This window comes from Pseudomonas sp. CCI3.1 (assembly GCF_034313985.1).
Taxonomy (GTDB): domain Bacteria; phylum Pseudomonadota; class Gammaproteobacteria; order Pseudomonadales; family Pseudomonadaceae; genus Aquipseudomonas; species Aquipseudomonas psychrophila.
The window spans coordinates 2,804,025-2,827,031 of the sequence record NZ_JAVIWO010000001.1; the positions used below are offsets into that span (position 1 = coordinate 2,804,025).

General features: G+C 58.3%; 11 protein-coding genes. 8 read left to right on the forward strand and 3 right to left on the reverse strand.

Annotated features, from left to right (window positions below; genetic code table 11):
• Window positions 1–262 precede the first annotated feature (262 nt).
• The 5 genes from aceE to msrA all read left to right on the forward strand — a co-directional run bounded on the left by aceE (window position 263) and on the right by msrA (window position 9,797).
• Window positions 263–2,908 carry a pyruvate dehydrogenase (acetyl-transferring), homodimeric type gene (gene aceE / locus RGV06_RS12735; protein WP_019825356.1) on the forward strand — a complete coding sequence of 882 codons (2,646 nt, stop codon included), beginning with the start codon at window positions 263–265 and terminating at the stop codon, window positions 2,906–2,908.
• Window positions 2,909–2,919: 11 nt separating this feature from the next.
• A complete protein-coding gene (aceF, locus tag RGV06_RS12740; protein ID WP_322150137.1) occupies window positions 2,920–4,563 on the forward strand; it encodes a dihydrolipoyllysine-residue acetyltransferase in 1,644 nt (547 codons plus the stop codon).
• Window positions 4,564–4,832: 269 nt separating this feature from the next.
• The gene (locus RGV06_RS12745) at window positions 4,833–6,218 is read left to right on the forward strand and encodes an alkaline phosphatase D family protein (protein ID WP_322150138.1); all 1,386 of its coding nucleotides are present in this window, start codon (window positions 4,833–4,835) and stop codon (window positions 6,216–6,218) included.
• Between the two features lie 175 nt (window positions 6,219–6,393).
• Window positions 6,394–9,087, forward strand: a complete 2,694-nt coding sequence (locus tag RGV06_RS12750) for a putative bifunctional diguanylate cyclase/phosphodiesterase (protein ID WP_322150139.1) — start codon at window positions 6,394–6,396, stop codon at window positions 9,085–9,087.
• Between the two features lie 62 nt (window positions 9,088–9,149).
• The gene (gene msrA / locus RGV06_RS12755; protein WP_322150140.1) at window positions 9,150–9,797 is read left to right on the forward strand and encodes a peptide-methionine (S)-S-oxide reductase MsrA; all 648 of its coding nucleotides are present in this window, start codon (window positions 9,150–9,152) and stop codon (window positions 9,795–9,797) included.
• A 128-nt stretch (window positions 9,798–9,925) separates the two neighbouring features.
• Here the strand turns inward: msrA and RGV06_RS12760 are convergent, their stop codons facing one another.
• Both RGV06_RS12760 and putP read right to left on the reverse strand, forming a co-directional pair.
• The gene (locus tag RGV06_RS12760; protein WP_019825346.1) at window positions 9,926–10,762 is read right to left on the reverse strand and encodes a 23S rRNA (adenine(2030)-N(6))-methyltransferase RlmJ; all 837 of its coding nucleotides are present in this window, start codon (window positions 10,760–10,762) and stop codon (window positions 9,926–9,928) included.
• A gap of 168 nt (window positions 10,763–10,930) precedes the next feature.
• Window positions 10,931–12,418, reverse strand: coding sequence for a sodium/proline symporter PutP (gene putP, locus RGV06_RS12765; RefSeq protein ID WP_019825344.1), 1,488 nt, complete (start codon window positions 12,416–12,418; stop codon window positions 10,931–10,933).
• Between the two features lie 459 nt (window positions 12,419–12,877).
• Between putP and putA the strand changes: the two genes are divergently transcribed.
• A complete protein-coding gene (gene putA, locus RGV06_RS12770; RefSeq protein WP_048352365.1) occupies window positions 12,878–16,831 on the forward strand; it encodes a trifunctional transcriptional regulator/proline dehydrogenase/L-glutamate gamma-semialdehyde dehydrogenase in 3,954 nt (1,317 codons plus the stop codon).
• Between the two features lie 87 nt (window positions 16,832–16,918).
• On the opposite strand, the gene RGV06_RS12775 is transcribed toward putA, so the two are convergent.
• On the reverse strand, window positions 16,919–17,581 hold the full coding sequence (locus RGV06_RS12775; protein ID WP_322150141.1) for a hypothetical protein: 663 nt from the start codon (window positions 17,579–17,581) through the stop codon (window positions 16,919–16,921).
• A 264-nt stretch (window positions 17,582–17,845) separates the two neighbouring features.
• On the opposite strand from RGV06_RS12775, the gene RGV06_RS12780 reads away from it, so the two are divergent.
• Together RGV06_RS12780 and mscK are read left to right on the forward strand one after the other, a co-directional pair.
• Complete coding sequence (locus RGV06_RS12780) at window positions 17,846–19,588, forward strand: potassium/proton antiporter (protein ID WP_019825340.1); 1,743 nt, start codon at window positions 17,846–17,848, stop codon at window positions 19,586–19,588.
• Window positions 19,589–19,623: 35 nt separating this feature from the next.
• Window positions 19,624–22,971, forward strand: a complete 3,348-nt coding sequence (gene mscK / locus RGV06_RS12785; protein WP_019825338.1) for a mechanosensitive channel MscK — start codon at window positions 19,624–19,626, stop codon at window positions 22,969–22,971.
• Window positions 22,972–23,007: the final 36 nt, after the last annotated feature.

Here is a 23,007-nt window from a genome sequence, read left to right on the forward strand (position 1 = left end):
TGCATCTCTCAGGCTGAATAACGAGAAACACACCAACAATATCGATTTTTCGCACAACCAAACAGATGGCTATCAGGACCAATCCTGTAGTTTTACTACTGAGTCTTACACTTGAAAGGCTGAAATGGCCGACGATTTGTAGTAAAACTACACGCCGCTGGAACCAACCTCCGGCCATCCAAGAATTTATGTCGTCTGCCCACAAGGCCAGTCGCAAACTCAGGCAACCGATTCTGGAAGCCTATCCGCCCTGGAGCAAGCCATGCAAGACCTCGATCCCGTCGAAACCCAGGAATGGCTGGACGCCCTGGAATCGGTTCTCGACAAAGAAGGCGAAGACCGCGCTCACTACCTGATGACCCGTATGGGTGAGCTCGCTACCCGCACCGGTTCGCAGCTGCCGTATGCCATCACCACGCCTTACCGCAACACGATTCCTGTAACCCACGAAGCACGCATGCCTGGCGACCTGTTCATGGAACGCCGCATTCGCTCGCTGGTTCGCTGGAACGCCATGGCCATGGTGATGCGCACGAACTTGAAAGATTCTGACCTGGGCGGTCATATCTCCAGCTTCGCTTCCAGCGCAACCCTGTATGACATCGGCTTCAACTACTTCTTCCAGGCCCCGACCGACGAACACGGCGGCGACCTGATCTACTTCCAGGGTCACACCTCGCCAGGCGTTTACGCCCGTGCGTTCATGGAAGGCCGGATCACCGAAGAACAAATGAACAACTTCCGCCAGGAAGTAGACGGTCAGGGCCTGTCGTCCTACCCGCACCCTTGGCTGATGCCTGATTTCTGGCAGTTCCCGACTGTATCGATGGGCCTTGGCCCGATCCAGGCGATCTACCAGGCACGCTTCATGAAGTACCTGGAAGCCCGTGGCTACATCCCGGCCGGCAAGCAAAAAGTCTGGTGTTTCCTGGGCGACGGCGAGTGCGACGAACCAGAATCCCTGGGCGCAATCTCCCTGGCTGGCCGTGAAAACCTGGACAACCTGATCTTCGTTATCAACTGCAACCTGCAGCGCCTTGATGGCCCGGTTCGCGGCAACGGCAAGATCATCCAGGAACTCGAAGGCGTCTTCCGCGGTGCTCAGTGGAACGTGACCAAAGTCATCTGGGGTCGTTTCTGGGACCCACTGCTGGCCAAAGACGTCGACGGTATCCTGCAACGTCGCATGGACGAAGTCATCGACGGCGAGTACCAGAACTACAAAGCCAAAGACGGCGCGTTCGTACGCGAGCACTTCTTCAACACGCCAGAGCTCAAGGCGATGGTTGCTGATCTGTCCGACGACGAGATCTGGAAACTCAACCGTGGCGGCCACGACCCGTACAAGGTCTACGCGGCGTACCACGAAGCGGTCAACCACAAGAACCAGCCAACCGTGATCCTGGCCAAGACCATCAAAGGTTATGGCACCGGTGCCGGCGAAGCGAAAAACACGGCGCACAACACCAAGAAAGTTGATGTTGAAAGCCTGAAGTTGTTCCGCGATCGTTTCGACATCCCGGTTAAAGACGACGAAATCGAAAACCTGCCATTCTTCAAACCAGAAGAAGGCAGCGCCGAAGCCCGCTACCTGAGCGAGCGCCGCACTGCACTGGGTGGCTTCGTTCCTCAGCGCCGCGCAATGAGCACCAGCATTCCGACCCCGCCTCTGGACACCCTCAAGGCCATCCTTGACGGCTCCGGCGACCGTGAAATTTCCACCACCATGGCTTTCGTGCGCATCCTGGCGCAGTTGGTCAAGGACAAGGAAATCGGTCAGCGCATCGTTCCGATCATCCCGGACGAAGCCCGTACCTTCGGTATGGAAGGCATGTTCCGTCAGTTGGGCATCTACTCGTCCGTCGGCCAGCTCTACGAGCCAGTCGATAAAGACCAGGTGATGTTCTACCGCGAAGACAAAAAAGGTCAGATCCTCGAAGAAGGCATCAACGAAGCAGGCGCCATGAGCTCCTTCATCGCTGCCGGTACTTCGTACTCCAACCACAACCAGCCGATGCTGCCGTTCTACATCTTCTACTCGATGTTCGGCTTCCAGCGTATTGGCGACCTGGCCTGGGCCGCTGGCGACAGCCGCACCCGTGGCTTCCTGATCGGCGGCACCGCCGGGCGCACCACGCTCAACGGTGAAGGCCTGCAGCACGAAGACGGTCACAGCCACATCCTGGCCGGTACCATCCCGAACTGCCGCACCTTTGATCCAACCTACGGCTATGAGCTGGCGGTGATCATTCAGGACGGCATGAAGAAGATGACCGAAGAGCAACAGGACGTCTTCTACTACATCACCGTGATGAACGAGTCTTACCAGCAGCCAGCCATGCCGGCCGGTGTCGAGGAAGGCATCGTCAAAGGGATGTACCTGCTCGAGGAAGACACCAAGGAAGCGGCACACCACGTTCAGCTGATGGGCTCCGGCACCATCCTGCGTGAAGTCCGTGAAGCGGCGATCATCCTGCGTGAACAGTTCAACATCGGCGCTGACGTATGGAGCGTTACCAGCTTCAACGAATTGCGTCGCGACGGCCTGGCCGTTGAGCGCAGCAACCGCCTGCACCCGGGCCAGAAGCCTAAGCTGAGCTACGTCGAAGAGTGCCTGACTGGCCGTAAAGGTCCGGTGATTGCCTCTACCGACTACATGAAGCTGTTCGCTGAACAGATTCGTCAGTGGGTACCGGTCAAGGAATTCAAAGTGCTGGGCACTGACGGTTTCGGCCGCAGCGACAGCCGCAAAAAACTGCGTCACTTCTTTGAAGTAGACCGTCACTTCGTGGTGTTGGCAGCCCTGGAAGCACTGGCTGACCGTGGTGATATCGAACCTAAGGTGGTTGCAGAAGCAATCGTCAAGTTCGGCATCAACCCGGAAAAACGCAACCCACTGGACTGCTGAGGAGAATATTTGTGAGCGAACTCATTCGAGTACCTGACATCGGCAGCGGCGACGGTGAAGTCATCGAGCTGTTTGTAAAAGTCGGCGACCGTATCGAAGCCGATCAGAGCATCCTGACGCTGGAATCGGACAAGGCGAGCATGGAAATCCCTGCGCCTAAAGCCGGTATCGTCAAAAGCCTGAAGGTCAAGCTGGGCGACCGCTTGAAAGAAGGCGACGAACTGCTGGAACTGGAAGCCGAGGGCGCCGCTGCGGCGCCTGAAGCTGCAGCCCCGGCGGCGGCAGCCCAAGCTCCGGCTGCGGCTGAAAAACCTGCTGCTGCCCCTGCTGCCGAGGCCCCTGCGGCCCCGGCTGCACCTGCCGCTGCCACCATCCAGGACATCCATGTCCCGGATATCGGCTCGTCGGGCAAGGCCAAAATCATCGAAGTCCTGGTCAAGGCCGGCGATACCGTTGAGGCTGATCAATCGTTGATCACCCTCGAATCCGACAAGGCCAGCATGGAAATTCCATCGCCAGCCGCCGGTGTGGTTGAGAGCATTTCGGTCAAGCTGGACGACGAAGTCGGCACTGGCGACTTCATCCTCAAGCTCAAGGTTGCCGGCGCTGCTGCGCCTGCAGCTCCAGCCCAGGCTGCTGCTCCGGCTGCGGCAAAAGCTGAAGCCCCTGCTGCTGCTCCGGCACCCGCTGCAAAAGCCGAGGCAGCACCTGCCCCGGCCGCCGCGCCTGCGCCGAAGGGTGCCAAAGTTCACGCCGGCCCTGCCGTGCGTCAACTGGCCCGTGAATTCGGCGTCGAGCTGAGCGCGGTCAGCCCAACCGGCCCACACGGCCGTGTGATCAAGGAAGACGTGCAGGCTTACGTCAAAACCATGATGCAGAAGGCCAAGGAAGCTCCAGCCGCCGGTGCAACCGGTGGTGCTGGCATTCCGCCGATCCCGGTCGTGGACTTCAGCCGCTTCGGCGAAGTTGAAGAAGTGGCCATGACTCGCCTGATGCAAATCGGCGCGTCGAGCCTGCACCGCAGCTGGCTGAACATCCCGCACGTGACTCAGTTCGATCAGGCTGACATCACTGAGCTGGAAGCCTTCCGCGTCGCGCAAAAAGCCGTCGCAGAAAAAGCCGGTGTGAAACTGACCGTACTGCCTCTGCTGCTCAAGTCCTGCGCGCACCTGCTCAAGGAAATGCCAGACTTCAACAGCTCGCTGGCGCCTAGCGGCAAAGCGATCATTCGCAAGAAGTACGTCAACATCGGCTTTGCCGTAGACACCCCGGATGGCTTGCTGGTCCCTGTAATCAAGAACGTTGATCAGAAGAGCCTGCTGCAACTGGCGGCTGAAGCGGCTGCGCTGGCTGCCAAAGCCCGCGACAAGAAGCTCACCGCAGACGACATGCAAGGCGCGTGCTTCACCATTTCCAGCCTCGGTCACATTGGCGGCACCGGCTTCACGCCGATCGTCAACGCACCGGAAGTGGCGATCCTCGGCGTTTCCAAGGCAACCATCCAGCCGGTCTGGGATGGCAAAGCCTTCCAGCCGAAACTGATGCTGCCTCTGTCGTTGTCCTACGATCACCGTGTGATCAACGGCGCTGCTGCTGCACGCTTCACCCAGCGTCTGAGCCAGTTGCTGGGCGACATCCGCACTATCCTGTTGTAAGCCACGCCCCGGCCTTCCTCACCGAAGGCCGGGGTAGCGCACTGTTTTCCGAGCGCCACGCTCGTACCTCAACCCCGCCATTTGGCGGGGCTTTTTTTTGCCTGCGATTTAGCCATTCCCATACAAACAATCTCCCACCAGCCGTACCTCCCCCGCCCTACAACCCATGCGGAATCCAGGAGTGGGTCGCCTCCCCGTGGGCTTCTACGGTTAACCAAAGGACTTTAACCACGCGATCAATTTCGCCTTACATCAGAAAGGATTTCGATGTGAACAGACCGACCGTTGGCCCGATTCTGGGATTTACCACTGCCCAACACGCCCGTATTTTTGTGCGCGGCGCATCCGATAAAAACAACGCCGTATTCGCGGGTATCCGCCATCGAAAGGCCGGTGAGAGCCAGTGGTCCGCAGGCGTGTATTCAAGGCTGAGCCCTGAGTTCGATATGTCCGACACCCTGATTCTGAGCGGGCTAGGCTCAAATACCCGCTATGAGTACCAAGCAGGCTGGTTCTCCACCACTCGCCTTGACCACACACCCGAAACCGTTGCCCAGATCCCGCTCAATTGGCCGTCAAATTTCTACACCTTCAAGACCACGTCGAACCAACCCAACCGTGTACGTCGCTACGTTTCAGGCTCATGCCGTTACCTCAGACTTACAGCAGGCATACCTTCGGCACCACAGTTGGGCGACGCGATTTTTAGCGCCATCAGCTCACTTAACCGCCAGAACCCTCTGGATGCCGTCGTGATGACGGGTGATCAGGTGTATGTCGACGACCTGAATGTCCTGTTGCCGGACCGCGAGTTCGCCGCTATCAGCAAAAAATACCAGGCGGCGTTTTCCCAACCCCATATCCGCAATCTGATGTCGGGCACGCCGACCTACATGATTCTCGACGACCACGAAATCGAAGATAACTGGCCAGCCAATCAGAGCAGTGCCGACCGGGAGCTCTATAACAATGCCATGACGGCTTATGAGATCTATCAATGCAGCCACGGCCCGGCACACGACCTGCTGCCCAACGGGCGTATCAACCGGAACCTGAGCCGCTACTGGTATTGGTTTGGCGATGGCGATATCGACTGGTTTGTCATGGACTGCCGTACTGAGCGCACGCTGTCTGGCAACGCCAAAAGCATGATCGGCACCCGACAGGAATACGCACTGCTGAAATGGCTGATCAACAGCACTGCCAAGGTGAAGTTCATCGTCAGCAGCGTGATGTTCATGCCCGACCAACAACGCGGCGATGATGGCTGGAAGGCATTCGCGGCGCAGCGCAACCGGATTCTTGAAACCATTCGCGCCAACGCCATCAAAAACGTGGTCTTCATTTCCGGTGACATTCACGGCTCTCTCACCTGCCAACTGACCCACAGCAAAAACCCGGGGTTTGTCGTGCACAGCATCGTGTCCTCACCTTTGTGCAATACCAAGTTGCTGCCGTATGCCAAAGCCAGTGATCTGGTCGTCAACGGCCCCCTGACGACGGTCGGCACAGGTACTTACACACTCAAGCTCACCAGCCGCGTAGTGAGTGAGGACAACTTCGCTTGCCTGACCATTGAAGGCCAGAAGCTCAAGGTCGATTTTCACAATAAAAATGGTCGAATCATCGAGTCAACGATCATTACGCTGACATAACTGCTAAACCTTGTCGTACGGCCTGCAGAAATCTGCCGGCCGGCCGATAAGCACCTATAGCACTTAGCCTTTATGTTCGCTTGTCAGCGCCATGAGCATGATGCAACCTTGCCGCAAACCACAGAAACAGGGTGACAGCCCGTGCGCAATCCGCATTTGTGAAGCGAGTGCCCTAATGAAAAGCCAACCCGATGCTGCCCCGCGGATGGCAGCCGAGGTCGTGACCCAGCTCCCAGTGCCTTCCAGGCTTGGCATGCTGCGTTTCGAACGGCTGAATGAAGCCAGCTGGGCCATGCTCTACATCGACCCTCACTGCGAACGCCAATTCGGTGTGCCCGCGGCAGAGCTGTGCGCGCTGGTTGGCTCGCCTTACGCCAGCTTGATGGAGCCTCAAGCACGCTATCGACTGCACGATGCCATTGAGCACCAACTCAGAACCAGCCACCACTACGTGGTGCATTACACCTTGCACACCGCTCTCGGCCCATTGAACCTGATGGAATTGGGCGAAGCGTACAAACAGCACAACCGTCACTTCTTGCGGGGCTACCTGCTGGCGATTGAAGACAGCGCTGCCAGCCCGTTGCCAGCTCCTGTAGCTGAGCTTGAGACTCAAAACAGCCGCCTGCAAATCGCACTGGCACTCAACCAGCGCGCCCAGCACGATCAACTCCAGCATCTGGAACGCGTACGCGCCCAGCAAGACTTGATCCTGCGCCTGGCTCGCCACCGCTACAGCCAGCACAACTCGCTCAAAGAAGCCGCCGAACTGATCACCCGCAGCGCCTGCGACATCTATCAAATCGATGGCGCAAGCCTGTGGAACCTTGAAGGCAATCAGTTTTTGCCGGTTTCGGCTTTCCAACGCGAGACTCAGGCCCATATCGCGCAAGATAGCTTCGACGCCAGTCTGTTCCCCGACTACCTCGAAGCCTTGCACACCAGCCGCTCGATCGACGCCTCGAACGCCAGTCGCGACATGCGAACCCGCGAACTGGTGGCAAATTTAGGGCCCTGCGAACCCGGCGCCATGCTCGATGCGGGCATACGCATCGATGGGCAGGTAGTCGGCGTGCTGTGCCTGGAGCAAGTGGGCAAGACCCGCGTTTGGCAGGCGGATGAAATCGCCTTTGCCGGCGAGTTGGCCGACCAGTTTGCCCAGGTCATCAACAACCATAATCGACGTACCGCCACCAGCGCCCTGCGCCTGTTTAAACGCGCGGTCGAGCAAAGCGCCAACGCTTTTTTGCTGGTCAACTGCGACGGCGTGGTGGAATACGCAAACCCCAGTTTTACCGCCATCACCCAATACAGCACCGAAGAAGTCCAGGGCCACAAGCTGTCCGAGCTGCCCGCGCTGGAAAACCTCAGCGAGTTACTCTTCGATGCCCATTCAAGCCTGAGCAATGGCAACAGCTGGCAGGGTGAGTTCAAAAGTCGGCGTAAAAACCTGGAACCCTACTGGGGCCAGATGTCGATCTCCAAGGTTTATGACGACAACCGGGAACTGACCCACTACATCGGTATTTACGAAGACATCACCGACGCCAAGCTGGCGCAGCAGCGTATCGAGCGCCTCGCTTACACCGACAACCTGACCAATCTGGGCAATCGCCCGGCTTTTATCCGCAGCCTCGATGAACGTTTCGCCCGCAACAGCAGCACACAGGTTTGCTTGTTGCTGGTGGACATCGACAACTTCAAGCGCATCAATGACAGCCTCGGTCATCAGACCGGTGACAAGCTGCTGATCAGCCTGGCCCGCCGCCTGCGCAACAGCCTGAGCCCCAGCGACGGCCTGGCGCGCTTTGCCAGCAATGAATTCGCGGTGCTGCTGGACGACACTGACCTGGTGACCGGTCAGCAGATTGCCAGCCAACTGCTGATGACCCTCGACAAACCGATGTTCGTCGACAACCAACTGATCAGCGTTACCGGCTCGGTCGGTGTGTCCTGTGCCCCCTTGCACGGCCGCGACCCGCAAACCCTGATGCGCAACGCCGGTCTGGCCCTGCACAAGGCCAAAGCCTGCGGCAAGCATCAGGTGCAAGTGTTTACCGAAGCGTTGAATGCCGAAGCAAGCTACAAGCTGTTTGTCGAAAACAACCTGCGCCGCGCCCTCACGCAAAATGAACTCGAAGTGTTTTATCAGCCCAAGCTGTGCCTTCGCACCGGGCGATTGCTGGGCATGGAAGCCCTGCTGCGCTGGAACCACCCCAAGAACGGAATGATCCGCCCAGACCAGTTCATCAGCGTGGCCGAAGAAACAGGGCTGATCATTCCTATCGGCAAATGGGTCGCCCGCCAGTCCTGCCGCATGAGCAAGCAACTGAGCCTGGCCGGGCTGGGTAATCTGCAAGTGGCGATCAACGTCTCACCCAAGCAGTTTTCCGACCCGGACCTGGTGGCCTCAATTGCCAGCATCCTCAAGGAAGAACAGCTCCCGGCCGCACTGCTGGAGCTGGAACTGACCGAAGGCTTGCTGCTGGAGGCCACCGACGACACCCGACTGCAACTCGATCAGTTAAAGAAGCTCGGTCTGACCCTGGCCATGGACGATTTCGGCACCGGCTATTCATCGCTCAGCTACTTGAAGAAATTCCCGATCGATATCATCAAGATCGATCGCAGCTTTATCAAAGACATTCCTGACAACCAGAACGACATGGAGATCACCTCAGCCGTGATCGCCATGGCCCACAACCTCAAGCTCAAAGTGGTTGCCGAGGGCATCGAAACCGCTGCACAGTTGGCATTCCTACGCCGCCATCGCTGTGATGTGGGCCAGGGCTATCTGTTCGATCGCCCGATCCCCGGCAGCGAACTGATTGAAAAACTCAAACGCTACCCGCGTGGCCCCGCGGCCTGACAGCGCGGCGACACTCGGGCACACTAGCGGCTTCCTACACTCTGACTGAGAGGACTTGAACCATGGTCTTGCGCTCGGAAATCCTGGTGAATAAAAACGTGCTCCCTACTAAAGAACAAGCCCTGCCGGGCCGCGACACACACGTACAGTTGCCGGAAACCCACTACGTCACCGGCGAACCGCTGCTGGGCCCGTTTTCAAAGAATGTGGACTTTGCGATTTTTGGCCTGGGCTGCTTTTGGGGTGCAGAGCGCAAGTTCTGGGAACGTGAAGGCGTGGTCAGCACCGTGGTGGGCTATGCGGGCGGCTACACGCCGAACCCGACTTACGAAGAGGTCTGCTCGGGCCTGACCGGTCACACCGAAGTGGTGCTGGTGGTCTACGAGCCAGAAATCGTCAGCTACAAGCAATTGCTGGCAATGTTCTGGGAACTGCATAACCCGACCCAGGGCATGCGCCAGGGCAACGACATCGGCACCCAGTACCGCTCGGTGATCTACTGCACCACGCCTGAGCAACTGGACGAAGCACTGGCCAGCAAGCAAGTGTTCCAGGCTGAACTGGACAAGGCAGGCCTGGGCAACATCACCACTGAAATTGAGCAGGCGCCAACGGTCTACTTCGCCGAGGCGTACCACCAGCAATACCTGGCAAAGAACCCACAAGGTTACTGCGGCATTGGCGGTACCGGCGTGACTTGCCCGATTTGATCAAAGGCTACTCCTGTAGTCGCTGACAAGGAACGAGGCTGCGATGGGTTGCGAAGCAGCCCCGGCATCCTGAAGGTCCTTCGGCCCTTTTCGCCGCCTCGTACCTCGTCAGCGACTACAACATCAGCTTACTCAGCGATCAACCACTCCATTTGCCAGCCACCCTGGGTTTGCCCCAGTTTCTTGGCCAGCCACGGCATCAGCTCACGCAGTTCTTCTTCCAGCCCCCAAGGCGGGTTGGCAATCGCCAAACCCGAGCCATTGAGGCTGTTGGGCGTGTCCAGCGGGTGAACGAACAACTCTACCTGCAACAACTTCGGCGCGCCTGAACCCGCCAGGTCCTGATAAAAACGGCGCAGCTGGCGCTTGTCCTTGATCGGGTACCAGATCGCTACCACGGTCTGACGCATACGGCTGATCGCGTCTTTCAACGATTCAGCGCAGCGCTTCATCTCGTCCAGCTTCTCGAACGGCGGGTCAATCAGCATCAACCCACGCTTCTCGGCCACCGGCAGCAGCGCCCGCGGCACATGCCAACCTTCGCCCAAATGCACGGCGACGCGGCGATCACCTTTCATGTTGTCCTTGAGCAACACACCGTCTTCGGGGTGTTTTTCGTTCAACAGCACGCGGTCATGGGAACGGGTCAAGCGACGCGCCCACTCCGGCGAACCCGGGTAATAACGCAACTCCCCATCCGGGTTCATCTTGTGCAGCACTTGCATGTAGTCATCAGTCACTGCTGGCAGGTCTTTCTGGCCCCACAACCGTGCGATGCCTTCCAGATACTCACCCGTACGGCTGGCCTGATCGCCCTTGAGGTCGTACAGACCAATACCGGCGTGGGTATCGAGGTAGGCAAAAGGCTGCTCTTTGCGCGACATCAGGGCGATGAGGCGAGTCAAGACGATATGTTTGAAGACGTCGGCATGGTTGCCGGCGTGGAAGGCGTGACGATAGTTCATGGTTGCTCCTGCGCAGGGGGCGAAGTTTACCTTGTACGTAACCTGACGTCAGGTGGCAGGCCGTTTTTCCGAGATACGGTGAATAACGCACAAACAAAAAAACGGCCCGTCTCACCAGGAGACGGGCCGTTTCAGAACACCTTCAGGTCAGCGCATGCGCTTGCCCGATCAGTGGTTTTGCTGGAAATCTTTCTCAGCAGCATTAAAGCGCTCAACCATGCCCTTGGTCGGGCCTTTGCCCATCAGGCTCGCCAGTACGATGGCCAGGCTGGCCAGGATGAAGCCCGGGATGATTTCATACAGACCGAACAGTTCGAAATGCTTCCACACGATCACGGTGATGGCACCGACCAGAATACCGGCCAATGCGCCATTACGGGTCATGCCTTTCCACATTACCGAGATCAGTACAACCGGACCGAAAGCAGCACCGAAGCCTGCCCACGCATAGCTCACCAGACCCAGAACACGGTTTTCAGGGTTGGCCGCCAGGGCGATGGCGATCAGTGCAACCAGCAGAACCATGGCACGACCGACCCACACCAACTCCACCTGGGACGCATTTTTACGCAGGAAGGATTTGTAGAAGTCTTCAGTCAGGGCGCTGGAACACACCAGCAACTGGCAGCTCAGGGTACTCATTACTGCAGCCAGAATGGCCGACAGCAGTACACCGGCAATCCATGGGTTGAACAGCAATTTGGCCAGTTCGATGAACACGCGCTCAGGGTTTTCATTCACAGGACCTGCCACTTCCGGATGTGCCGAGAAGTAAGCGATACCGAAGAAGCCCACAGCAACCGTACCGACCAGACACAGGATCATCCAGGCCATGGAGATGCGACGCGCCTTGGCGATCGACTTGACCGAATCAGCGGCCATGAAACGCGCCAGGATGTGCGGTTGGCCAAAGTAACCCAGGCCCCAGCCCATCAACGAAATGATGCCAATAAAGGACGTGCCCTTGAGCATGTCGAAGTTGCTAGGGTCTTTGGCCTCGATGGCCAGGAAGGTCGTGTCTACGCCGCCAGTGGCCAGCAGCACGATGATAGGCGTCAGGATCAGCGCGAAGATCATCAGGGTGGCTTGAACGGTGTCAGTCCAGCTCACGGCCAGGAAGCCGCCGATGAAGGTGTAGGCAATGGTCGCCGCAGCGCCGGCCCACAAGGCTGTTTCGTAAGACATGCCGAACGTGCTTTCGAACAGACGGGCACCGGCCACGATGCCGGACGCGCAGTAAATGGTGAAGAACACCAGGATCACGACGGCCGAAATAATCCGCAGCAAACCGCTTTTGTCTTCAAAACGGCTGGAGAAGTAATCCGGCAGGGTCAGCGCATCACCGTTGTGCTCGGTCTGTACCCGCAGGCGACCGGCAACAAACAGCCAGTTCAGATAAGCACCGACCACCAAGCCAATGGCGATCCAGCTTTCCGACAGACCGGACATGTAAATCGCGCCTGGCAAACCCATCAACAACCAGCCGCTCATGTCGGAAGCGCCAGCAGACAATGCAGTGACAACACTGCCCAGGCTACGGCCACCGAGAATATAGTCAGAAAGGTTGTTGGTGGAGCGATAGGCCATGAGGCCGATCAGCACCATTGCCGCGATATAGATCACGAACGTGATCAGGGTTGGGTTACTAACACTCATTGATAAAGCCCTGGCATTGTTTTTATGTTTAGCGGCGGTCTGGCCGTACGCTCACAAACGTCCTGTTTGAGACGATCAACCTTGCCGCGCATTTATGACTGATGTTTCCCCAGGAAATCCATCAGCCGATGAACCCATCTTAGTAGGAGGTTGCACCTTGGGCGCGAATGCTATGCAACAAAGCAAATAAGGTGCAACCAGTTTCTACCGCCCAAGTTGCACCTTGTCGCCTTTTCGCCTTAATTCGGTGTTTTTGCTCCTTTTCGGAGCAAAAACAGCGCAAAACCAATAAAAAAGCACCACACCAGTGCTCCGCTCTCTTCCCATTCAAAAAATCCTGACGAAGCGTAGAACAATCCGCAAAAAAACGGGTTGCACTAGGTTGCACCTCTTTCAGCGCAGCGCTAATCTTGCCGCCAGCTGCTGCCACGCAAATGTGGCACCCATGAGGATAAAAATATGGCTACCACCACCCTTGGGGTCAAACTTGACGACCCTACCCGCGAGCGCCTCAAGGCTGCCGCGACCTCGATTGATCGCACGCCACATTGGCTGATCAAGCAGGCAATCTTCAATTACCTGGAAAAACTCGAGGGTGGTGCAACCCTGACCGAGTTGAGCGGCATCCCTGGCAACGCCAGCGATGACGCCGACGACGTGCAAGCCGATCACGCACATCAGTGCTTCCTGGAGTTTGCAGAAAGCATCCTGCCCCAGTCCGTACTGCGTGCCGCAATCACTTCTGCTTACCGTCGCCCGGAGCCAGAAGTCGTGCCAATGCTGCTCGAGCAAGCGCGCCTGCCTGCACCGATGGCAGAAGCCACACAAACCCTGGCTGCCTCGATTGCCGAGAAACTGCGCAATCAGAAGAGCGCCGGTGGCCGTGCCGGTATCGTGCAAGGCTTGCTGCAAGAGTTCTCCCTGTCGTCCCAGGAAGGCGTAGCCCTGATGTGCCTGGCCGAAGCGCTGTTGCGTATTCCGGACAAAGGCACCCGCGACGCCCTGATCCGCGACAAGATCAGCACCGGCAACTGGCACCCGCACCTGGGCAACAGCCCGTCGCTGTTTGTTAACGCAGCGACCTGGGGCCTGCTGCTGACCGGCAAGCTGGTGTCGACCCACAACGAAGCAGGCCTGACCTCCTCCCTGAGCCGCATCATCGGCAAAAGCGGCGAGCCGATGATCCGCAAGGGCGTCGACATGGCCATGCGCCTCATGGGCGAGCAGTTTGTGACCGGCGAAACCATCGCCGAAGCCCTGGCCAACGCCACGCGCTTTGAAGCCAAGGGCTTTCGTTATTCCTACGACATGCTCGGTGAAGCTGCACTGACCGAACATGACGCCCAGAAATACCTCGCGTCCTACGAGCAAGCCATCCACTCGATCGGCAAAGCCTCCCACGGACGTGGCATTTACGAAGGCCCGGGTATTTCGATCAAGCTGTCGGCCCTGCACCCGCGTTACAGCCGCGCCCAATACGAGCGCGTGATGGACGAGTTGTACCCGCGCCTGCTGTCGCTGACGTTGCTGGCCAAGAAGTACGACATCGGCCTCAACATTGACGCCGAAGAAGCTGACCGCCTCGAAATCTCCCTCGACCTGCTGGAGCGCCTGTGCTTCGAGCCGCAACTGGCTGGCTGGAACGGCATCGGTTTCGTGATCCAGGCTTACCAGAAACGCTGCCCGTACGTGATCGACTACGTGATCGACCTGGCTCGCCGCAGCCGTCATCGCCTGATGATCCGCCTGGTGAAAGGCGCCTACTGGGACAGCGAAATCAAGCGCGCTCAGGTTGAAGGCCTGGAAGGCTATCCGGTCTACACCCGCAAGGTGTACACCGACGTGTCCTACATCGCTTGCGCGAAAAAGCTGCTGGCCGTGCCAGAAGCCATCTACCCGCAGTTCGCCACTCACAACGCCCAAACGCTGTCGGCGATTTACCACATCGCGGGTCAGAACTACTACCCTGGCCAGTACGAATTCCAATGCCTGCACGGCATGGGCGAGCCGCTCTACGAACAGGTTGTAGGTAAAATTTCCGAAGGGAAGCTGAACCGTCCGTGCCGCGTGTACGCTCCAGTTGGCACCCACGAAACACTGCTGGCTTACCTCGTTCGTCGCTTGCTGGAAAACGGTGCGAACACTTCGTTCGTTAACCGCATCGCCGACCACACAATCGCGATCCACCAGTTGGTGGCCGACCCGGTGAGCCAGATCGAGCAGATGGCGACAGCGGAAGGCGGCTTCGGTTTGCCGCACCCGCGTATCCCGCTGCCGCGTGACCTGTACGGTAGCGAACGCGCCAACTCCAGCGGCATCGACATGTCCAACGAACACCGCTTGGCGTCGTTGTCCTGTGCCTTGCTGGCCACGGCCCACAACGACTGGAAAGCCGCGCCGATGCTCGGTTGCGATTCCAGCAGCGAAACGCCTGCGGCTGTCCTCAACCCGGCCGACCTGCGTGACGTGGTCGGTTATGTGCAAGAAGCCACCGTTGAAGATGCCGACAACGCTATCCAGTGCGCCCTGAGCGCCGCGCCGATCTGGCAGGCCACCCCGCCTGCTGAACGCGCTGCGATCCTGGAACGCGCCGCGGACCTGATGGAAGCCGAGATCCAGCCACTGATGGGCCTGCTGGCCCGTGAAGCGGGCAAGACGTTCGCCAACGCCATTGCCGAAGTGCGCGAAGCGGTCGACTTCCTGCGCTACTACGCGGTACAGGCTCGCAACGATTTCACCAACGATGCCCACCGCCCGCTGGGTCCGGTGGTCTGCATCAGCCCGTGGAACTTCCCGCTGGCCATTTTCAGCGGTCAAGTTGCTGCGGCACTGGCTGCCGGTAACCCGGTACTGGCCAAGCCTGCGGAACAAACACCGCTGGTAGCGGCTCAAGCTGTGCGCATCATGCTCGAAGCGGGCATCCCGCAAGGCGTGCTGCAATTGCTGCCAGGTCGCGGCGAAACGGTCGGAGCGCGCCTGGTCGGCGACGATCGGGTCAAAGGCGTGATGTTCACCGGTTCCACCGAAGTTGCACGCTTGCTGCAACGCAACGTGGCAGGCCGTCTGGATGCTCAAGGCCGTCCTATCCCGCTGATCGCCGAAACCGGCGGCCAGAACGCCATGATCGTTGACTCCTCGGCGCTGACCGAACAAGTGGTTATCGACGTGGTGTCCTCAGCCTTCGACAGCGCCGGTCAGCGTTGCTCCGCACTGCGAGTACTGTGCCTGCAGGAAGATTCGGCAGACCGCGTCATCGAAATGCTCAAAGGTGCCATGGCCGAATCGCGCATGGGTAACCCTGAGCGCCTGAACGTAGACATTGGCCCGGTGATCGACGCCGAAGCCAAGGCCGGGATCGAGCAACACATCCAGGGCATGCGCGACAAAGGCCGCACTGTTTACCAGATGGCCATTGCCGATATCGAAGAATGCAAGCGTGGCACTTTCGTCATGCCAACCCTGATTGAACTCGAAAGCTTCGACGAGCTGGAGCGTGAAATCTTCGGACCGGTGCTGCACGTGGTGCGCTACAAGCGCAAAGACATCGACCAACTGATCGCACAGATCAACGCTTCGGGTTACGGCCTGACGCTGGGCGTACACACCCGCATCGACGAAACCATTGCCAAAGTGGTCAACAACGTCAACGCCGGTAACGTCTACGTCAACCGCAACATCGTAGGCGCTGTGGTCGGCGTGCAACCGTTCGGCGGCGAAGGCTTGTCGGGCACAGGCCCGAAAGCCGGTGGCCCGCTGTACCTGTACCGCCTGCTGTCTACCCGTCCGGGCAATGCAATCGAGCAATCGTTCGCCAAGGTCGATGCCATCAGCGCTCCGGACACCCAGGCCCGCGAAGCCCTGAGCAAACCACTCAGCGCCCTGCAAACTTGGGCAACCGGCAACCAGCAACCCGCGTTGGCAGAACTGTGCACCGAGTACGCTGCGCATTCACAAAGCGGCATCACTCGCTTGCTCAACGGCCCGACCGGCGAACGCAACAGCTACGCCATTCTGCCGCGCGAACACGTGCTGTGCCTGGCTGAAGTCGAAAGCGATCTGCTGACCCAACTGGCTGCGGTACTGGCTGTGGGCAGCACCGCCGTACTGCCGCAAAGCGAACTGGCAAAGGCCTTGTACGCCCGCCTGCCAAAAGAGGTGCAAGCACGCATCACGCTGGTGGCTGACTGGACCAAGGACGACGTGATCTTCGACGCTGTGTTGCACCACGGCGACTGCGATCAGTTGCGTGACGTGTGCCAGCAAGTGGCCCAGCGCGCAGGTGCCATCGTGGGTGTGCAAGGCTTGTCCCAAGGCGAAACCAACATCGCCCTGGAGCGCCTGGTGATCGAGCGCGCACTGAGCGTCAACACCGCTGCTGCTGGTGGTAACGCGAGCCTGATGACCATCGGCTGATGGTTTGAGCAGGCACTAAAAAACCGGGTACCCGAAGGGGTTGCCCGGTTTTTTTATGGGTTGAGGCTTTGCGAACGTAAAGAAGGCTCAGGCCTCGAGATTCATCGCGGTGAAAAAAATGAAAATCCAACCTAACCAAAAATAGCCAAACACCCCTACCCAGATTCCGTTGGCAAACGATAAGGTCGAATTACCATGGCCTTCGGGGTCGGTTTCCAAAAAGTTGATAGCTCTCTGGGCACCTGCCAGCAAAAAACCGAATACGCCTAAGATCATGACATTGGCGACAACTAGCCACACAGGAATAAAGGTGGCATTACCTATCACTGAAGAAATAATGCTCGCGACTGTAATGGCAAAAATCAATGTTCCACGCACGACTGGGGACCACTCGTAATCTCGTCCCGACTCACTCAGTGACTTTTGGACTTTAGAGAACAAGGAGAAAATCATTAACGCCCCGAAAAAAGCACGAACTGCCGGCCAAACCTTGACCCCAGTCGCCAACCGATAGTGCTTCCAGTGTTCATAAAACCAGACAATCGAATACAACCCCATCGTCATGAAATACAGGACCATGAATTTCTTCACGGAAATCACAAAGAACGTGTGCACACTCTGAGCCGGTGTTGATTCTTCTGACTCAGGATTATCTTTTTTCAATAGAGATGACGGCATTTTTTCGCCCCGCAGAGTTAAATTGAGGCGGAAGTAGACAGAATAAGTCCAATAATGAAATGCAGTCCCCATCTCGTATTTTCGTCAGAAGATGCCCTGATACCCGCCATACTGCGCACATGACGGTATCCAACCATTGCTGCTGGCCATGTCAGAAATGCAAAGACACTGCGCCAAAGCATCAGATGCAGCGTGCGAGGCTTGTTTGGATTTGGAAGACAACCACCCCGCACAAAACCTTTTTGACAGCCCGCCAATAACGCAGGTTAGAATCGCTGGCACGTAGACTGCATGAGCCGTTTGCGCCCTGCCTTTTAGTTTTCTGGAGTACTGCCTTTGAATGCGACAACCATCAACAGCCTGTTCTTGATCGGTGCGTTGCTGGTAGGTGCAAGCATTCTGGTAAGTTCCCTGTCCTCACGTCTGGGCATCCCGATTCTGGTCATCATCCTTGCGGTAGGCATGACGGCGGGTGTCGATGGCGGCGGCATCATTTTTGACAACTATCCCACTGCCTATCTGGTGGGTAACCTCGCCCTGGCGGTGATTTTGCTCGACGGTGGCCTGCGCACGCGGGTCTCCAGTTTTCGAGTGGCGCTATGGCCCGCGCTGTCGCTGGCCACAGTGGGGGTGATGATCACCACCGGACTGACTGGCTTGATGGCCGCCTGGCTGTTCAACCTCAACTTGATCCAGGGGCTGCTGGTGGGCGCCATCGTCGGTTCGACCGATGCGGCAGCCGTGTTCTCGCTGCTGGGAGGCAAGGGCCTGAACGAACGGGTCTCGGCCAGCCTTGAGATCGAATCCGGCAGCAACGACCCTATGGCGGTGTTTCTCACCGTCACCCTGATCGACATGCTCGCCAGCGGTGAGACCCGCTTGCACTGGACGCTGCTACTCGATTTGCTGCGCGAATTCGGAATCGGCGGCACGGTCGGACTGGCCGGTGGCTGGCTGCTGCTGCAAATGGTCAACCGCATCAATCTGGCCAACGGCCTATACCCGATTCTGGTGATCGCGGGCGGACTGGTGGTATTCGCCTTGACCAACGCCCTGCACGGCAGCGGCTTCCTCGCCGTCTACCTGTGCGGCCTGGTGGTCGGCAACAGCCCGATCCGCAGCCGTCACGGCATTTTGCATATGCTCGACGGCATGGCCTGGCTGGCTCAGATCGGCATGTTTTTGGTTCTGGGTCTGCTGGTGACGCCCCATGACTTGCTGCCGATCGCCATTCCCGCCCTGGCCCTGGCCCTGTGGATGATCCTGTTCGCACGCCCACTGTCGGTGATGGTTGGCCTGCTGCCCTTCAAGGCGTTCCACGGCCGTGAGAAAGCCTTCATAGCCTGGGTGGGCCTGCGCGGCGCGGTGCCGATCATTCTGGCGGTATTCCCGCTGATGGCCGGGCTGCCCAATGCTCAGCTGTATTTCAACCTGGCATTCTTTATCGTGCTGGTGTCCCTCCTGGTGCAAGGCACCAGCCTGCCATGGGTCGCCAAACTGCTCAAAGTGACAGTGCCGCCTGACTTGGCGCCCGTCTCCCGCTCGGCACTTGAAGTGCATGTCACCAGCGAGTGGGAACTGTTTGTTTATCGCCTAGACGCACAAAACTGGTGCATCGGAGCTGCCCTGCGTGAACTGAAAATGCCCGAAGGTACCCGGATCGCGGCCTTGTTTCGCGATCAAAAACTGCTCCATCCGTCGGGTAGCACAACCCTGGAAATTGGCGATTTACTCTGTGTCATCGGTCACGAACACAACTTGCCCGCCCTGGGCAAACTGTTCAGCCAGCCGCCGAGCCGCGGCCTGGATCTGCGCTTTTTTGGCGACTTTGTGCTCGAAGGCGACGCCCAGTTGGGCGCTGTGTCGGCGTTGTACGGCCTGAAGCTGGACGGCATCGACCCCAACATTCCGCTCAGCAGCTTTATTGCGCACAAGGTCGGCGGCGCGCCGGTGGTCGGTGACCAGGTGGAGTGGAACAACACCATTTGGACTGTCGCCGTTATGGACGGGAACAAGATAGCCAAAGTGGGCGTCAGATTCCCCGAAGGAAGTGCACCGGGGCCCGGGCTGTTCCTCTAAACTCCAACTTTCTGACCTTTGTCTGACCGGTATCTATGCCAACTCTGCGCACGTTCATCGCAACAGTCCTGCTCGGTCTGAGCCTTTGTGTCGGCACGCTGCACGCTGCCGAACCGCCCACCACCGAATCGGTGCAGCAAAGCCTGGACAAAATTGCTGATCGCAAGCTGCCAGACGCTGATCAGAAAGCCCTGCAGGCGGTGCTCCAGCAAACGCTCACCCTGCTGGACAGCAAGTCCGATTACGAACAACGCCTGAACGACGTCAAACAACAGCTCAGCAATGCGCCGCGCCAGACCAGCGAAAACCAGCGTGAACTGGCCCGCCTCAAGGCCAGCAAAGCCATACCCGTGGCCCAGCGTTACAGCGACCTGTCCGTACCGCAGCTGGAGCAAATGCTGGCTGAGCGCACCACCCAACAAGGCGAACTGCAAAAAGCACTGGCCATCGCCAACAGCCAGAGCATTGCGGCGCAAACCCGACCAGAGCGGGCTCAAGCTGAAATCAGCAATAGCCAGACACGTATCCAGCAGATCAGCAACACCCTGAAAACCGGGCGCGACAATGGCAAATTGCTCACCCCCGATCAGCGCAACCAGCTCAACGCCGAAGCCGCCTCGCTCACGGCCTTGATCGCCCTGCGCCGTCAGGAATTGGCCGGCAATAGCCTGCTGCAAGACCTGAGCGGCAGCCAGCACGACCTGCTGCTGGAAAAAACCACGCGCCAGGATCAGGAAATCCAGGAGCTGCAAACCCTGATCAACCAAAAGCGTCTGGCGCAGTCGCAACAGACCGTGACCGAGCAATCCATCGAGGCTAAAAAGTCCGGCAGCAGCAGCCTGCTGGCGACTGAAAGTGCGATCAACCTCAAGCTTTCCGACTACCTGCTGCGCAGCACCGACCGCCTCAATGAAGTCACCCAGCAGAACCTCGAAACCAAGCAGCAACTGGATAACGTCACCCAAAGCGACCAGGCGCTGGATGAGCAAATCAACGTGCTCAAGGGCAGTTTGCTGCTATCCAAAATTCTTTATAAGCAGAAACAGGCCCTGCCGCGCCTGCAGAAAATGGACAAGAATCTGGCGGACGAAATCGCCGATATTCGCCTGTACCAGTTTGAAATCAACCAGCAACGGGAACTGATCAGCAACCCTACGTCCTACGTCGACAACCTGCTCTCGACCCAGCCTGCCGATCAAGTCACTCCCCAACTGCGCAAAACCCTGCTTGAACTGGTCAACACCCGCAGTGATCTGCTGGACCGCCTGAACCGCGAGTTAAGCTCCCTGCTCAACGAATCGATCACGCTGCAACTGAACCAGAAACAATTGCTCAGCACCGCCCAGAGCTTGCGCTCCACCCTGGACGAGCAAATGTTCTGGATTCCCAGCAACAAACCGCTGGATCTGGAGTGGCTGGAAACTGCCCCGCGCCAGCTTGAACAGCAAGTCACCACCCTGCCCTGGGGCTCCAGCGTCAGCGAGCTGGCAGAAGGCCTGGTAGAAAGGCCGCTACTGTTCCTGCCGTTCCTGCTGGTGGTGGCCGCCCTGCTGTGGAAGCGCAGTTATCTCTACAGCAAATTGAACAAAATCCATCAGGACATTGGCCACTTCAAGCGCGACAGCCAATGGCATACGCCGCTGGCGATTCTGATCAATATTTTGCTGGCAATGCCCATTTCCCTGGCACTGGCGCTGTGCGGCTATGCCCTGCAAACCGATGCCAGAGGCATGAACGCCAATACGGGCGCGGCGCTGATCCAGATGGCCGAAGCCTGGCTGGTGTTCTATACGGCCTACCGGATTCTGGCGCCTGGCGGCGTGGCCGAACTGCATTTTCGCTGGGAAAAATCCCTGGTCTCGTTCCTGCAAAACTGGATTCGCAAGCTCGGCTTTGTAGTGCTGGCCCTGGTGGCCGTGGTCGCTTTTGCCGAGCAACAACCCGCGGCACTGGCAGACGACGTACTGGGCATCCTCGTGGTGTTGAGTTGTTATGCCGCCATGGCCTGGCTGCTATGCCGTCTGCTGCTCAACGACTTCGAGACGGCGACAAAAGCCTATCGCCTGCGCAAATTGCTCGGGTTTGCCTTTGCGCTGTTGCCACTGGCATTGTTCGTTGCCGTCTGTTTTGGCTACTACTACACCGCGCTGAAACTCAGCGACCGCCTGATCAACACTCTCTACCTGCTGATGTTGTGGCTGGTGGTCGAAGCGGCCTTTGTACGCGGCCTGGCGGTTGCGGCACGGCGCCTGGCTTATCAACGCGCACTGGCCAAGCGTCAGGCAGCCAAGGAAGCGGGCGAAGGCAACGACATCATCATTGAAGAGCCGACGCTGGACATCGAACAGGTCAACCAGCAATCGCTGCGCCTGATTCGTCTGGCCCTTCTGGCGGGCTTTATCGGCATCTTGTATTGGGTATGGGCCGACTTGATCTCGGTATTCTCCTACCTCGACAACATCACTCTTTACGAATACACCAGCGGCAGCGGCGCCAATATGAGCATGGTGCCCATCAGTATTGGCGACGTGATCGGTGCGCTGGTCATCATCGGCATCAGTATTGCGCTGGCGCGCAACCTGCCCGGGCTGCTGGAGGTGCTGGTGCTGTCTCGCCTCGACCTGGGCCAGGGCAGCGCCTACGCCACCACCACCCTGCTGACCTACGTGATCATCGGCGTGGGCTTTGTCTCCACCCTGTCGACCCTGGGCGTGAGCTGGGACAAGTTGCAATGGCTTGTCGCCGCGCTGTCAGTAGGCCTGGGCTTCGGCATGCAGGAAATTTTCGCCAACTTTATCTCCGGGATCATGATCCTGTTCGAGCGCCCGGTGCGTATCGGCGACACCATCACCATCGGCAACCTGTCGGGCACCGTGAGCAAGATCCGCATTCGTGCGACCACCATCACTGACTTCGACCGTAAAGACATCATCGTCCCGAACAAGACCTTTATCACCGGGCAACTGATCAACTGGTCCCTGACCGACACCATCACCCGCGTCACCCTCAAACTGGGTGTGGACTACGGTTCGGATCTGGATCTGGTGAAAAGCCTGCTGCTCAAGGCTGCCCAGGAGAATCCGCGCGTACTCAAAGACCCTGAGCCACACGTGTATTTCCTCAACTTCGGCGCCAGCACCCTGGACCACGAACTGCGCATGCACGTACGTGACCTGGGCGACCGCAATCCGGTGATCGACGAAGTGAACCGCTTTATCAACCGCGAGTTCAAGAACCACCAGATCAACATCTCGTTCCAGCAGATGGAGGTGTACCTCAAGAACTTGCAGGGTCAGGAGTACAAGTTGGTGCCAGTGGGACCTGAAATCCCGCCCGAGCCGACTCCACCGCCGCAAAAACCGCAGTTGGGCAAGCTCGACTGAGCGCAGCGACATACCAACACATGACGTGTGGGAGCG